General features: G+C 33.3%; 14 protein-coding genes and 2 pseudogenes. 4 read left to right on the top strand and 12 right to left on the bottom strand.

From position 1 onward, the window contains the following. Position 1 precedes the first annotated feature (1 nt). The 10 genes from essA to MKX37_RS10225 form a co-directional block, all read right to left on the bottom strand. On the bottom strand, positions 2-505 hold the full coding sequence (essA, locus tag MKX37_RS10270; protein ID WP_033730233.1) for a type VII secretion protein EssA: 504 nt from the start codon (positions 503-505) through the stop codon (positions 2-4). Continuing rightward, positions 477-4,184, bottom strand: a complete 3,708-nt coding sequence (gene esaA / locus MKX37_RS10265; RefSeq protein ID WP_341088945.1) for a type VII secretion protein EsaA — start codon at positions 4,182-4,184, stop codon at positions 477-479. The genes essA and esaA overlap by 29 nt, the downstream gene beginning before the upstream one ends. Before the next feature lie 125 nt (positions 4,185-4,309). Beyond that, positions 4,310-4,606, bottom strand: a complete 297-nt coding sequence (locus MKX37_RS10260; protein ID WP_000918598.1) for a WXG100 family type VII secretion target — start codon at positions 4,604-4,606, stop codon at positions 4,310-4,312. A gap of 307 nt (positions 4,607-4,913) precedes the next feature. Next, complete coding sequence (locus MKX37_RS10255; RefSeq protein WP_002127034.1) at positions 4,914-5,342, bottom strand: GNAT family N-acetyltransferase; 429 nt, start codon at positions 5,340-5,342, stop codon at positions 4,914-4,916. After that, positions 5,323-5,712 carry a cupin gene (locus MKX37_RS10250; protein ID WP_002012492.1) on the bottom strand — a complete coding sequence of 130 codons (390 nt, stop codon included), beginning with the start codon at positions 5,710-5,712 and terminating at the stop codon, positions 5,323-5,325. The genes MKX37_RS10255 and MKX37_RS10250 overlap by 20 nt, the downstream gene beginning before the upstream one ends. A 12-nt stretch (positions 5,713-5,724) precedes the next feature. Continuing rightward, complete coding sequence (locus tag MKX37_RS10245; RefSeq protein ID WP_002127033.1) at positions 5,725-6,210, bottom strand: GNAT family N-acetyltransferase; 486 nt, start codon at positions 6,208-6,210, stop codon at positions 5,725-5,727. Beyond that, positions 6,207-6,767: a 2'-5' RNA ligase family protein gene (locus tag MKX37_RS10240; RefSeq protein WP_002127032.1), complete on the bottom strand. Its 561-nt coding sequence runs from the start codon at positions 6,765-6,767 to the stop codon at positions 6,207-6,209. Before MKX37_RS10240 ends, MKX37_RS10245 begins: the two co-directional genes overlap by 4 nt. Before the next feature lie 6 nt (positions 6,768-6,773). Then, the gene (locus tag MKX37_RS10235) at positions 6,774-7,340 is read right to left on the bottom strand and encodes a GNAT family N-acetyltransferase (RefSeq protein WP_002012489.1); all 567 of its coding nucleotides are present in this window, start codon (positions 7,338-7,340) and stop codon (positions 6,774-6,776) included. Positions 7,341-7,571: 231 nt separating this feature from the next. Continuing rightward, positions 7,572-8,699, bottom strand: coding sequence for a metallophosphoesterase (locus MKX37_RS10230; RefSeq protein ID WP_003188854.1), 1,128 nt, complete (start codon positions 8,697-8,699; stop codon positions 7,572-7,574). Positions 8,700-8,850: 151 nt separating this feature from the next. After that, on the bottom strand, positions 8,851-9,273 hold the full coding sequence (locus tag MKX37_RS10225; RefSeq protein ID WP_002127030.1) for a GNAT family N-acetyltransferase: 423 nt from the start codon (positions 9,271-9,273) through the stop codon (positions 8,851-8,853). A gap of 131 nt (positions 9,274-9,404) precedes the next feature. Here MKX37_RS10225 and pdxR point away from each other — a divergent pair, with 131 nt between their 5' ends. Further along, a complete protein-coding gene (pdxR, locus tag MKX37_RS10220) occupies positions 9,405-10,805 on the top strand; it encodes a MocR-like pyridoxine biosynthesis transcription factor PdxR (protein WP_033730240.1) in 1,401 nt (466 codons plus the stop codon). 44 nt (positions 10,806-10,849) lie between these two features. Here the strand turns inward: pdxR and MKX37_RS10215 are convergent, their stop codons facing one another. Continuing rightward, the gene (locus MKX37_RS10215; RefSeq protein ID WP_003188849.1) at positions 10,850-11,707 is read right to left on the bottom strand and encodes a YitT family protein; all 858 of its coding nucleotides are present in this window, start codon (positions 11,705-11,707) and stop codon (positions 10,850-10,852) included. A 169-nt stretch (positions 11,708-11,876) separates the two neighbouring features. After that, positions 11,877-13,085, bottom strand: coding sequence for a macrolide family glycosyltransferase (locus MKX37_RS10210; protein WP_002141425.1), 1,209 nt, complete (start codon positions 13,083-13,085; stop codon positions 11,877-11,879). 382 nt (positions 13,086-13,467) lie between these two features. Between MKX37_RS10210 and MKX37_RS10205 the strand changes: the two are divergent. The 3 genes and pseudogenes from MKX37_RS10205 to MKX37_RS27430 all read left to right on the top strand — a co-directional run. Further along, positions 13,468-14,345, top strand: a pseudogene (locus MKX37_RS10205) (phosphotransferase). 23 nt (positions 14,346-14,368) lie between these two features. Beyond that, positions 14,369-15,235, top strand: a complete 867-nt coding sequence (locus tag MKX37_RS10200) for a GNAT family N-acetyltransferase (RefSeq protein WP_002186048.1) — start codon at positions 14,369-14,371, stop codon at positions 15,233-15,235. Beyond that, positions 15,228-15,362, top strand: a pseudogene (locus MKX37_RS27430) (class I SAM-dependent methyltransferase); the annotation flags it as partial. The gene MKX37_RS10200 and the pseudogene MKX37_RS27430, both read left to right, overlap by 8 nt. Between the last annotated feature and the right edge of the window lie 19 nt (positions 15,363-15,381).

Below are 15,381 nucleotides of genomic sequence, written 5' to 3'. Positions count from 1 at the left end.
TTTACCTCCAACTTTTGCGAAGAACTGTATAAATACCGATGCAAATAAGTACAATGCCACCGCCAAATAATAATATTATTGTTGTACTAATTGGCTTTTCATTCATTGTTTCATTATTCGCTACTTCATCTGCACTTTTTCTGACAACGTATTCACTGCTAAACAAACTATTTTTCGTATCTTTAACACCATTTATTTCTTTTTGTTTTATAAAAAGAGAATCTCGTAAAGCTTCCATATCTTTTTGTTCTTTCTTTTTCTTTTTCTGAATTTCTTCTTCTATTTCTTTATTAAATAACTCAATCGATGCTTTATCTAATTCCGTTTCCTTATGTTCCTTTTTATTTTTTTCTTGGTCGCTTTCTTCAACACGGTCTACTTTAAACTTAATCTTCCCATCATCACCAAGATAACTGTCAGCCGCGCTCCTTATCGGTAGCGCGACAAACAGTAAAAGGATAGAGAGAAATGATAACTTAGCCACTATGCTCCATTGTTTGATCATTTACTTCTTTTTCCTCCCATTTCTTATGCCATACAAATAGATTACTAACTAATCCGATAATGGCAATTACAAACAACACGATGAAAATAACTTTTCCAGTATCTTTACCGCTAATAAAATCATTTAGAAAACTTTCTATATACTGAAGTGGTGAGAACTGACGTACCTTTCCAACAGACGACATTTGATCTACTTTACTTCCAACTGCTTCAGTTAAAAATAGGTACATACTTAAAAATACTAATAGAATAAACATCCCTACCATTTTTATTTGTCGTAATAAGTATGTTGAGACCAATACAAACGCCATCATAATGATTGTGATAAACGCAATCCATAATAAACTTTGATCTTGACCGAACTGTAAAAGACGTCCAGAAATGATACCTATACTAATTCCTTCCACAATTGATATACCGAATGCCACTACTGTAGTTGGTACATTCATATCAATTAATGAGAACTTCTCTTCAAAATGATCTGATTGCGTTCGTTTCTTTTCTTGATTCGCAATTGCGTATGCTGTAAATAACGCAACAATAAAACAAGTTAATACAATTAAATATGGTGTAAAAGCATTACCAGCTACAATGACTCCATCATTTTGTTTCTGAACTGGACTAGATAAAAATTGATATAACATTTCATTTTGGCGATCACCAATTCGGCTATTAGCCAAAATTTTAGTAAAGTTTTTGGAGAATGATTTATCATCGTCCATTTTCTTTGTAAAGTCATTTAATAATGAATCAGCCTTTGAAACAATTGTCGTTCCGCTTTCTTGAATTTCTTTTGCTTGTCCATTAATTTGATCAAATGTTTTATATACATCGTCTGATGTTGTTAAACTATGCTTCGAACTCTCGACCAATGACTGACTTTGCATCATTAATGATTTAATACCAGAATCTAACGATAAAACAGCTGTTTGCTCACCAGTATTATTTGTTGTTAGCACTTGCTGTTCTTCAACTAGCTTTAAGCTACTCTCACGCCATTTCGCTAAACCTTTTAAATACTCTCCTAAATTTTCATTCATACTAGTTGCTTGCTGCGTCGTTACATTTAATTTCTCCGCTAGTAGCATTGAATTTTGATCCGCACTAGTAATGAATTGTTGATAAGAGTCTATTTTTTGTTTTAAACCTGTCATATCTTGCTTTACTTCTGTCGTAATACTTGATGAAACAAGATTTGAAATTAAATCAATTAAGCTTTGTTTATTTAATACGTAGTACAAAGATTGTTCAGTTGCAATTGCATCTAAACTTCCCTCTTCTAGCTTAGGACCTACATCTTTCGTTCTTAAATCAATCCCATAATACATTTCGTACAGACTAATTAAACCTTGATAACTTTCAACTGTATCTACTGCTTCTTTTATTAATACACTAGATATATTTTTTGTTAATTCTTCTGATTTTTGATGTACAACTTGATTCGTCGTACTTTCAATAGTCGTTGAGTTACCACCTTGATTTTGGTTTCCTCCGTTACCTGTTCCAGGGTCTGGGTTTCCTCCATTACCTGTTCCGGGGTCTGGATTTCCTTCATTACCTGTTCCAGGATCTGGATTTCCTTCATTACCTGTTCCAGGATCTGGATTTCCTTCATTACCTGTTCCAGGATCTGGATTTCCTTCATTACCTGTTCCGGGGTTTGGGTTTCCTCCATTACCTGTTCCAGGGTCTGGGTTTCCTCCATTACCTGTTCCAGGGTCTGGGTTTCCTCCATTACCTGTTCCAGGGTTTGGGTTTCCTCCATTACCTGTTCCAGGGTTTGGGTTTCCTCCATTACCTGTTCCAGGGTTTGGGTTTCCTCCGTTACCTGTCCCAGTTCCACCTTCTTGGTTTCCTCCGTTACCTATTCCAGATCCACCTTCTTGGCTTCCTCCGTTATTCCCTGTTGTATTTTCCATTTTTTTGATAATAGGTTTTTTAGCATTGTGTACTAACGGCATTATGCCATACTGTGATTTATGAACCACATTTTCCACCTTGCTGTTTTCAGTTTGTGTTCCTTTATCTTCTTTATTAGGTTCTTCTTTTTCAGAACTAGTTTCTTTTTTATGATTCCCACTCAATTTCCAGTCCCACATTACAGGAGAGAAAACATCTATATTGATGTTTGTATTTTTTAACTTCACATGCAGATTAATCTTTATATCCCCTTCATTACGAGGAGGTATTGTAATTTCTCCTGCTTCGCTTTGAAGAAAGTCACTTGTACGATCCACATCATCAATATGTAAAGCCTCTGTATTTCCATATAGTTCAAATTCTTCTGGAATATTTATCTTCAAGGTTTGTGAAGATTCCATTTTAATTACGTTCGCCGTATCACTAAATGTAATTCCCTCTTTATAAAGTCTATCCTTTACTTCTTTAATGGCATTTCCTAAAGATATTTTATTTACAGGGTCATAATAAAAATTATTTTCTTTATTATATTTATTTGTAAATTGGATTACATTTTGCAGTTGTAATTTCGTTGCATCTGGCAATTCACTTTGAACGATTTCTTCCATGTTTAAACTAGGTAATTTTGCAATTAAACTTTCGATTTGTTTCTTTATTCGAACATCTGGTTGTTTCATTAATGTATTTATAAAGATCTCTTGCTTTCCATCGTTCGACATAGATTGCTTTAACTTTTTAATTATCGTCCCTTGAATATCACTTTCTAACTTTTCTGCAAGTTCTGTATCATATTCTGACACTTGTTTTTTTACATCTGTTAAATTTTTTTGAATTGCTGAAGCATCAGCTAAAATATTTGGTTCTTTCTCTGAAAGCGTAAATTGATTTGTAATAACTTTATTAGCAGATTCTAATGCGCTTAACTGCTTTAAAACATCGCCTGTATTCATATCACTCATGTATTGATTAAATTGATTCGTGAAATTATTCGCTAACAGATTATTATCAGTTTGCATTTTTTGAAAGTTATTAAAACCATCTAAATACGTATTGTTAGATTTATTCCCTTCATCTAACGCTAAACCGAAACCTTTTAAAACATCCTGAAATCCTTTGAAACTAGTAACAGAAACCCCAGTATAATCTTGCACTGTTTTAAATTGATTTGTATAATTTGCCAAAGGACTATGTACATCTTTTTTGTACATAGTTGTTTGAACGTTTCCTTTTTCAATTATTTTGCCTATATTATCTTGTGCACCTTGCAACTTACCGATAATACTTGCAAAATAAACGTCGATGATTTGCTTATTGAAATCCTCTAAAATTGTAGACGCCGTATTTTCAGCCTCAGCTTTCAAATCTTTATTCCCAGTTGCATTTACTTTGTAGTTTAACGTTAATTTCTCTGGTAGTTCTGAATCAATCGCAACAGCTTTCCTAGAAAAATCATTAGGTATTACAATCATCATATTGTAATTATTATTTTTCAAACCATTTTCTGCTACTCCGCGACTAACTACGTACCATTCTTGTTTCGTATTTTTATTTACATTTTTAACAAATTGATCTCCAAACGCTATTTTATTCCCTTCAAATACAGTTCCTTGATCTTCATTTACTAATGCAACTGTCATTTTTGGCGTGCTATTCTCATTAGCTTTCTTAACATTTTGATTTAATGCTAAATAGGAGACTCCTGTTGATAGCACAAGAGCTAAAATAATAAACAACAAGATGCTCCACTTAAACTTTTTCACTACTTATCACTCCTGCGGCTGCGAGTCTATTAAGTTAAGGACTCCTTATCTTACTCTAGTTTTAAAGCAATTTAGCCATACAACAAAAGTTGCATGGCTAAATTATATATTTCTTTTGCCCGTTTTTATTGTAGACCGAAATTACGAGAAAGATCTTCGTCGTGTCTAGCAACAGCCTCTGCAGTTTTATTAAGCTGCATATTAATTTCTTGTAATAGCTCTGCGAAGTTTTGTACTTTTGGTTTTAATTGATTGAACTGTTGATCAAAACCTTCGAAAGCACGACCTTCCCATTCTCCTCTTAATTCATTTTGTAAGTTTTGTAACTGACGTAAAATGTCCTCAATTTGATTTGCACCTTGTCCATATCGAGTCGCTTTTGATTTAAGCTCCTCTGGTGACATACGAATTTGTCCTGCCATTATTAAATCCCCCTTAAAATTTTAAAATAGTAAAATTAACCCAAAATCAATTCTACAAATTGATTATATCAATAATTTAAAAATTTCTAAACAAAAAAATGATATTTTTCCAAAATTTCTCTTTTAACATAATAACATTATATTATATAATATAAATTTATTGTTTTTTTAAAAGGACTGCTAAGCGTTCTACCTCTATTTAATAATAAAAAGAAAACTTTTTTTACCCAAAATTCAGAATATAAACTTTACAAATTACATACTCATTTTCTTTTTCTTGTTTCTTCGCCCACTTAAAATCGTTTTCTCACTTCAACGTCATGATTACTTGTCTTTCAACGAAGCCAAAATCTTCGTACATTTCTTTTGCAAAGTTCCCTGTAAATACATTCAAGCGAATTTCTGAATACTTTTCTTGTAGTTCCTTGATCCCAGCTTTCATTAGTTTTCGTGATAATCCTCTCCCGCGATACTCTGAAAAAACATACAATTCATAAATAAAACCGAGTTTTTCACGAGAGAAATAGTCCACATTTTCTCCTATTAGTATCCATCCCACTACTTTATTTTCTTCCTTTGTAACTATATAATATGCCCCTTTTTCTACTAAAGGTTTTGTAATTTCAATCGCTTTTTCCGTACTTAGTTGACAATTCCCTCTCGTTCCTTCGAAAAGTGATTGAGCTGCATAATGTAATATTTGTTTCGTTTCTTCCTCATCTGCTTTTGTAATCATTCCTTTCTCCCTCCTGCCCTCTAATCATCATTGAAATACCATTTTCAAGACCGTCTGACTCAATTACAATTGCCATCAATCCTTTTTCCGTACTCGTTTCATGTAACTCTCCCTTCGCCCAAAACGCAGCTTGTCCAGCTCCTATCTTCACTTTTTCTTTATCTGATCCGCAAACAAATCCTTCTCCTTGTACAACTAGAAGCAGTTGAGATACAACTGCTTCATGATATCCAATAACTCCATTCGGTTGTAGATGCATAGAACCGATATGTATATTCCCTTGATGTTTTAATATTTTTGACATTATAAAGTTAGATTGAAATGCTGATATATGCTCTCCCACTTTTTCACTGAAATCAAAAATTTTCATTTCTGATCCTCCTTATATGTATAAAACCATTCTCACTGTTTGCAGCATATGCCCTTCGAAATCTTCTTCAAATTGCTCTAAAGCCGCAAAACCTTTTGCTTCATAAAATCGTTTTCCTTTTTCATTTTCCGCTTCTACATGAATGTACATTTTTCGAATCCCTTTTAACGTCGTGATCCCTTTTTGTAACAAAGCTGTCCCTATCCCTTTCCCTTGCTGATCTGGCAACAAATAAATCGCACCTAATTCTGCTTCGTTTTGCAGTCTAATTGGTGAAAAATTTGCAAAGCCAATTACTTCTCCCTCTTCTTCCGCAACAAATAAATGTGTATTTTCAAGGCGATATTTCATTTTTTCATCGGAATACGCTTCATTTAAAAAGTTGTCTTGAATCTCTCCCGGAATAATTCCTTCGTAAGTATCATGCCAAGCTATTTTCGCTACGTTTTGTACAGCATGAATATCTTCTTGCTTCATTTCTCTAATTACATATGTCATCTCGATGTCTCCATTCTCTTTAAATTACACTCTGCTAAAATACTAGAAGAAATGGCAAAACCATCTTCATAATTTACCTTAATTAATTTTAACTTCTCAATCGAAGCTAGTGTAACATCAAACTTTTCATATATATATTCCATTACACTTAAAAATTGATTTGAATTCAACCCATTAGCAATCGTGCAATGCGGAACCCATTTTCCTGGTACGTAATATGACTGTAGATTATCATGAAAAACTTTGAAATAATCATGATAAGAATGATGAAGTCTTAATAACTCATCAGTAATGGTTGGTGCTAGAAAGATCGTTCTATTAGTAGGAAAAGTTCCAACAGAAGGAAAAGTTACAGCAGCAATGTTCTCTTGAAAAACTACAAACTCCTCTAACTTCTCAGTATATAAATTAACATCTAACTCATTATAATCAGCCAATGTAATATGTGGTTCTACTCCGGCTAGTGGATTTGTTCCAATTATATTTGTTAATTCATTTTGCAATTCTCTAATTTTATTAGTGAACACACAATCAAATGTAGCAATGATAGCGTACATGCTTCCTCACCCCTTCGTTACACATAGCACTTCCCATTCTTCACGAATCATTCCCATTCGAATAGAATCATAGTATGTCCCGTTATAATATCGGCATTTTCGCATTCTTCCTTCTAAGCTCATTCCTATTTTCTCTGCTACTTTCATCATTCTTTCATTGCCAGACCAAGTTGTAAGCCCTACTCTACCAATCTCCATATTTTCAAATAGTAAGTCCCTATATAATGTTAATGCTTCTGTACCATATCCACCATTCCAGTATGCTGGGTCATAAATTACGATTCCCATTTCTAACCAACGCGTCGGTTTATGCTCCCAATAAAATCCGACTGTCCCTATAATTTGACCGTCATTTTCGACAATTAAATTCGATAGCGGCTCTTCTATTAAACGTTTTTGTGAGTTTTCTTTATATCGCGTATATTCTTGCATTGTTATTGGAAAGTATGGTGCATCCCATTTTTTCCACTCTGGATTTTCTTCTTTATATATGAAGCTCCATAATGTTTTGATATCTGATTCTTCTATTGTACGAATTGTAACTTTGTTCCCCTTTAATATAACGTTTTGCATAATTTCCTCCTACATTCCTCTTTATTTCATATACAATTATAATATTTTTTCAGAAAAATCAAAACAAAACTCCACTCTATTTTATATAATTTTGTTATATGATACGAATTATTTATATAAATTAGCCAATTTTTTCGAGTTTAATTTAGAAACTGAACTTCGGAAAAAATTGGATGAAGTACGAGCTCGTAGCATAGTTAATAAAAAACAGGAGGTTATATCCCTCCCATTTTAGCTAAATATTGCATTTCCCTTCTTTTCTACCTCAAGTAGAATTCCTTTCTCTATCCAGCCTTCTACACCATCTTTTTTAATTAAATCATATCCCATGCAGCTACCATCAATTAAAGAAACTGTATCCCCTTTTCTAATACTGATTTGCGCACAAGAAATATCCGTTTTCACTGTATACTCACCTGATTCAAGTTGCTTTATATACTCGTTTTTCACATGAAGTAATTCATTTGTTCCTAGTTGTTTACATACGGTAAAACCTTTCATTCTCTCCACAGGTTCTATGTAATAATGTGGATATGTAACCCCACCCTGCATTACTGAATTCGCATTAAAATCGGCCAATACTTCATACTGCGGAAAATGATCTACATATGTATAAGAAAACGTATCACCTGAAGTTGTCCTCTGAATAATAAATGCGTTTAATTGCCCTGCTTCTTTAATCGCATTACCACCATCAATCGCAATAATTTTTTTCTCCTTATCAATAACTGGATTGTTAGACGGCGCCTCTTCGGAATAGTTCACAACAGGCCAATGTCCAACAATTACGTACTTATCTGCTCTATGTGATTTATTAAAAAACTCTGGCATTGCAATTGCATTTTTCCTGTCTGTTTGTCTCCAATTCTCTCTATCTTCAAGGCCAGCATGTACAAAGATATAATCATCAGTTTCAATAGCAGTTGGCAATTCTGTTAGCCACTTTATTTCTTTTGAAAAACGGCCCATCAATATGTTTTTCACTTCACAAATATCACTTTCTTCATTAACGGTAACGTTCAATTTCGCTAGCCATTCATTAAAAATTGTATTCTTTCTCGTACATAAATAATTTATTAGCGCAGGGTTTTCATTTACAAACGCTTCAACTACAGCTTCACAATTCCCTTCAATTACATAAACATTTGGCTTGCTAACTACTAAATCCATCACATAGTTTACGACGCCAATGCTATCGTTCCCCTTCTCACAAAGGTCGCCATTTATAATTAAATAATCATCATCTTTAAAATTAACTTTATGTAATAATTCCTTTAAAAGATTTAATTCGCCATGAATATCAGATATTACGATAACTCTTACACCTTTTGGGATTAATAGTTTCTGAATTTTTTCCAAGTATAAACTCCCCTAACCTTCTTTTAATTCAATATTATCGTCTCAATTATAAAGAGACTATTCGACAAAATAAGTAATTAACCCTCCTCATTCTTCAATTCTAAATTAAAAGGGGGTTCCATATGTTCTCACACATAGAACCCCCTTAATATTATAATTCTTTATAAAAAGAATAGCTTACCTTATCATAGCCTTCTCTTTCATAAAAACGATGGGCATCAACTCTTGGAAACGCTGATGTAAGAACGATAGAACTGCACCCTTTTTCTTCCCCCCATTTTTCTACATATGACAGCAGAACCTTGCCATATCCTTTTGATCTGTGAGCTTCTGCAGTTACAAGATCATATACGAAAACATGTTTCTCATTATAAAAATTCGTACAAATCGCTACACCAGCTAGACTAACAACTTCGTCATCTTCATTCTGTAACGAGAGTAGTTTATAATTTTCTTTTTTCATTTTTTGAAATAAAGAACTTGCTTCTTCTCTTGAAATTTTTGTTCGTAATTGCTGTAATACGGGGAATACATCATGTAAATCAGCTTCTGTTACTACTTCTCTAATATTCATTATGATTCTCTCCTTACTATTTATAAAATTTTCTAAATGTTATATCATTATTATAAAAAGTAACTGCCCCTAACTTAAGTGACAGTTCGATTATTTTTTATATGGCCAGTTTTTAAAGGAGAATTCATAAAATGGATCTTACTATCCCATTGCAATTAGAAAGTAAAACACCAATTTATTTACAAATTTACGAATATATGAAACGAGAAATCTCTCAGGGATCACTGCCTGCCGGTACACGCCTTCCTTCTCACAGAAATTTAGCGGTACAACTTAATGTTAGCCGTATTACTGTTGAATCTGCTTATCAACAATTACTAGCTGAAGGTTATGTAGAAAGTAAACCGAAACGTGGGATTTTTGTTGCAGAAGTTGATATTGATGTCATTCAAAATAAACAACAAGTTGTGTCAAACAGCGCTAACAATATAAAAAAAGAACAATATGACTATGATTGTAGCCAAGGACTGATTGATCAAAAAGCTTTTCCAATTACAAACTGGAAAAGAGCGTTACAAGAAACTTTATTCCAGTATGAGAATGAATTATTTGCTAGAGAAGATCCTCAAGGTGAGTTCGTTCTACGAGCGCATATTTCAAAATATTTATACCATGCCCGCGGGGTACATTCTTCACCTGATCAAATTATTATCGGAGCCGGTACGCAGCCTCTTCTTTGGCTACTACTTCAACTGCTTGGTTCAAAAAAAGAATACGGAATCGAAAACCCTGGATTTCACCGTATAACTGCCATGATTCAAAGTTCTGGTCTCCCTGTTCACCCTATTTCATTAGACGATAAAGGGATTCGTATTTCAGCTTTACGTGAATCACGTTCCAATGTAGCATACGTCACTCCATCACACCAATTTCCTCTTGGAATGATTATGCCATTATCTAGAAGGCTCGAATTATTAAGATGGGCCAATGATTGCGGAGGATATATTATTGAAGATGATTATGACGGAGAATTTCGTTATGTAGGAAAACCTATTCCCTCTTTACAAGGACTAGATTCAAATGAACGCGTTATTTATATGGGAACTTTCTCGAAATCCTTCTTACCTTCTTTGCGAATGGGGTATATCGTGTTACCAACTCATCTATTAAAAATCTATACAGAGCTTGAAGGTATGTTTAAACAAACTGTTTCCACAATACAGCAACTCGCTTTTGCAACCTTTATTCACAATGGTGATTGGGAGCGCCATTTGAACCGTAGTCGTACGTTATATAAAAGAAAGCACACACTACTAGTTAAATCTATCAAAAATGACATGGGATCTCGTGTTCAAATACTTGGCGAACAGTCTGGACTGCATATCGTACTTCATGTTCATAATGGTATGAACGAACAAGAACTTATTCATACTGCTGCAAACCAACAAATCAAATTATACCCACTCTCTACATATGATTCTGTACATAATTTAAGAGAGGCGTCCTATGTACTACTCGGTTTCGGCAGCATTCCCGAAGATAGTATCGAAATTGTAGTCAAATTACTAAAGGAAGCCTGGTTCCCTAAGTAAAATAACTCCACATAAGTTATACTTATGTGGAGTTATTTTACACACTATTTTTCTGATACGTCTCCTGATCGAGCAGTCCTTCCTGGACGCTTAACACCAGTTGTTTCTGTTGAATAGGAAGCTTCAATTATAGCGGTTGGATCTACAGAGAGAACGAGATCTTTCATTTTTGGATAAATGAAACGGTTTGTAATACAATAAATGATTTTCTTGTGCTCTCCTAAAAAACCACCTTCTCCATGTAGATACGTAACGGATAATTGCAATTCTTTCATAAACAAATCGCCTATTTCTTTATTTTTCCCAGAAATAATCATAACGCTCTTTCCTTGATTAATACCATCTAATATGAAATCAATCATTTTCGTAACAATATAGAAAATTGCTAATGAGAACATCGCTTGCTCAATTGAAAATAAAATAGCAACAAATACAAAAATAACCGCATTTACAGCAAGTAAAAATGTACTAATTGGTACTTTAAAATGCTTGTTCATCCAAACAGCTAACATTTCTGACCCATCAATTGCTCCACCCATTTTTACAACAATCCCAACACCAACACCAAATAGAACTCCTCCATAAAGTACAATTAATAATTCCGAAGTTGTAATTGCTGGAAATGGCTTTAAATAAATCAATCCAAGTGTTGTAACAACATTTGCATAAGACGTACGGATAAAGAACTTCTTACCCATTACTTTTGCAGTAAATAGTAAAATTGGGATATTAAGTCCTAAAAATACTCCATAAAGCGGTAATCCAGCAACTTTATTTGCCATAATAGCAATGGCCGTTACCCCGCCATCTACTAATCCATTAGGTGCTAAAATAAGCTCTAATGAACCCGCTACAATAATCGATCCAATTGTTAATAATACGTATTCAAATACTCTTTTCATTCATTACCCCCAAAACATATATATTTTCTTAGTATTATTTTAACGTAATTTTACTACTAATTCAAAGATATCAGTTTATATACACAAAAGTTTCACCTTTATAGTGATTTTTTATGTGATTTATTTATAAAAACACACTTACGTATTTCAGTAAGTGTGCTCCAAACATTTATTTAAGTTTTAAGTATGAATTCACTTTCATTTTAAATATTTCATCAACTGCTCTATTATACCCACCAGCATTTCGAAGTGACTCTCCAACTTTACGACTATTTTCCTTAAACGTTACATCATACATTACTTTCTTTACAGTCTCACGTAACAATTCAGAAGTTAATTCTTTACGATTAAGCCTTATTCCAGCTCCTACTTCACTCACTCGTTTCGCAACTAAAGGCTGATCTCCTGTTACCGGAATTACAACTAACGGGACACCGTAATATAGTGCTTCACTCGAACTATTCATACCACCGTGTGTCACGAATACATCAGCGTACTGTAATACTTCTAATTGCGGCACATAATTATACAACTTAAAGTTATTCGGAATGTTTTCAAATTGACTTATATTTATCTTCTTACCAACAACTAATACGACTGTCGCTTCTACATCTTTAAACGCTTCAAAACATTTTTCATATAACTCAGGTTGTTCATTAAAAACTGTTCCCATAGAAATGAAAATCAATTGTTTATCTTTTAAATCTTCCATAGGAAAGCTATCTACTTCTTTTCGAGTAGCAATTGATGGACCGACAAACTTATACGATTCATCGAATACATCTGAACGCGGCTGATATTCCTTTGAAGTATATACAATAGTAATATCACCAGGATGATTCATAATATCATACATATTAATACATTTCATTCCATACTGCCTATTCCATTTTTCCATTCCCGCTAAACAAGATTGATATAATGGATTAGTTTCATCTACTTGTCTCGATTCTTGTTCATCATTAAAAGTAATGTACTGATTAAAAGCAAACGTTGTACAAGAAGAAACGCTAGGTAATTTTAAAACATTCGCTATAATACGTCCTACTGGAAAATGATTATCGTATATCAAGTAATCGTACTTTTCCCCTTTTGTTTCTTCTACAATTTGAGTAACAATACGCTCTGATGCTTCAATCATATGAGATAGCATCGTCAAAGGACTCCCACCTTCATTTACTCGTTCCATAATATTAATTTGAGAGAGGAAATTCTCAAACACTCGGAATTCTGCACCTGTTGCTTCAATCTTCTTTCTATAATCTTCAATACAATACGAAACAACTGTTTCCCCTCGCCGAATTAACTCACTTACAATAGCTAAAGTCGGATTTATATGACCTTCTCCAGGGAAATTTATTACGAGTACATTTGCCATAATATTCTCTCCTATCTAATATAATCAATAGTTAATCATATTAATTAATTTAAAACTATTAAGTAATCTATTCTACTTCTTCATATTTTTCTCTTCATTTTATTATTGAGAAATATTTTTCATAACCTACATTATAACTCTTATAAAAGTAGACTTAACCTTTCATTTATTGAAAAATACGGGATTTACATTCAGGCATTTTTCAGATTTATCATCAGAAACATTATTTTGATAATTCATACAAAACTAGAAAAATATAATTTTCACACTGATTTCTCACCATAAATTTATTTAAGTTCTATGTTGTCCCCATCATTATCCACTTGGTACATATTCTGTTATATAATGAATTTATAGAATTTACAGAATAAGGAGTCCTTTCATGCTACAACAACTATTCATTTCACCTATTATATCTGTTCAAGCACTACATCCGGGCTATGAAGACCATGCAAGCGACGTGTTTCTTGTTAAAACAGAAACTGAAGAAGTTATTGTTCGTTCCTCAAAAATGAATGAAGAGCCCAACAATGATTTTTGGTGGGGATGTAAAAACCTTTTTGGAATTGATCCAAGGCATGTACATCATTTAGAAACAATACACGCATTATTGAAAAGCATACTACCTTGCCCATCCCGACTATTTTGCAAAAACATGTTTTAAATGAGCAAGAGTATGTAATCGTCGAAAAACTAACCGGAAATACGCTGCAATCATTTTTCGGACAACCTGATTCTATTTTATTCAGCCTTGGAAAAGGACTAGCAGAAATTCATTCGTTTCAAGCAGAGTTTATAGGAAACCCATCAAATACTTTCCACATTCCACTAGAAGAATTTAAATCTCACATATTAAAAGTCAGTAAAGATCTTGTAAATAGGTTCTATTCCGATAACGCGAGCATCCAAAACGCATTTCATACTTTTGAGTCACAGCTATCTTCCTTGCCGTCACCGAAGGAATCTACACTCGTTTTAATTGATATGGATCCTACCCAGTTTTTATCAGATGATCAATCTATTACTGGTTTAGTAGATACAGAAGCTTATGCAATTGCTCCACGAGAGTTTGATTTTATTGGATTAGAATATGTACTTACAGAAAAAGAGGCTCATGCTTTTAAACAAGGTTACGAAACCATTATGCCCATTCCTCGTCTTGAAGAATGTAGACATCCCTATCGATATTTGTACCGGTTATTATCTGTTCAGGGCAGTGTGGAGTTAGACAAGTGGTTGCGTCATCCATCCTATTTTTAAATACGAATGAGAGGGATTATGAAATGAATATTGAACAAAAGAAATCTTTAACAGCAAACGAAATTCAGCAAATGAAAGATTTATCTCATATTTGCGGACAACACGATCAAATTGATTACTCGTCAGATTTACATATAAACTTTTTAACTGCCCGTAATATAGAAGTGGTAAATGATTTTCTATTTTATGATGATACTCAATTAATCGGTGCATTAAGTATGTATGACTTTGAGAGACCAACAAAACTGGAGTTAATAGGGTTTGTTCATCCGAACTATAGGAAACAACATATAGGCACTACTCTTTTACAAACCGCAATGAAAGAAATACAAAAAAGAGAGGCAGATGAAGCCCTTCTTATAATTAATGGTGACTCTATTTCAGGGAAATCATTTGCAAAACAAATGAACTTGCCTTATTTATACAGTGAATACGGTATGGAGTTCAAAACAAACGAAGCACAAAAAACAATGAAAAATAATATTAATCTTACCGTTGCATCTTCTGAATTACTTCCTGATCTTATAGAAATCGCTAGTGAAGCTTTTGGAGATTCGGCAGCAAATACATCCACATGGTTACAAAAGATGATGAATTCATCTTCCCATCAAGTTTACAGTGCTCTTATCGATGAAAAAGTGATAGGAACGATTACAGTTACTGAGCAAGAGCAATCTACTACACTATCAGGATTTGCAGTTCATCCTTCTTATCAAGGTAAAGGATATGGTAAAGATATTCTTAGTTATATGGTACATACACTTATTACAGAAGGAGTTTCAACAATTGAACTAGACGTCGAAACGAAAAATAACAATGCTTTAAAACTATATACACAATGTGGTTTTGAAATTATGACAAAGTATGATTATTATAGATTGTTGGAATAGGAGTGACTTTTCTACCGAGGAAGCATGTTATTTTAGAGACGAAATTATTACCTCTTTAAAATCTGTAGGATGTAACAATATACAACTACACGGTATAAATAGAACATTTTTCATTTGTCAAAAATAAAAAAACTGAATCATATCGA

Source organism: Bacillus sp. FSL R5-0709, from assembly GCF_038004785.1.
GTDB classification, from domain to species: Bacteria; Bacillota; Bacilli; order Bacillales; family Bacillaceae_G; genus Bacillus_A; species Bacillus_A mycoides.
Note: the sequence above shows the minus strand (reverse complement) of the source record. Positions and strands in the feature narration are given on the sequence as shown.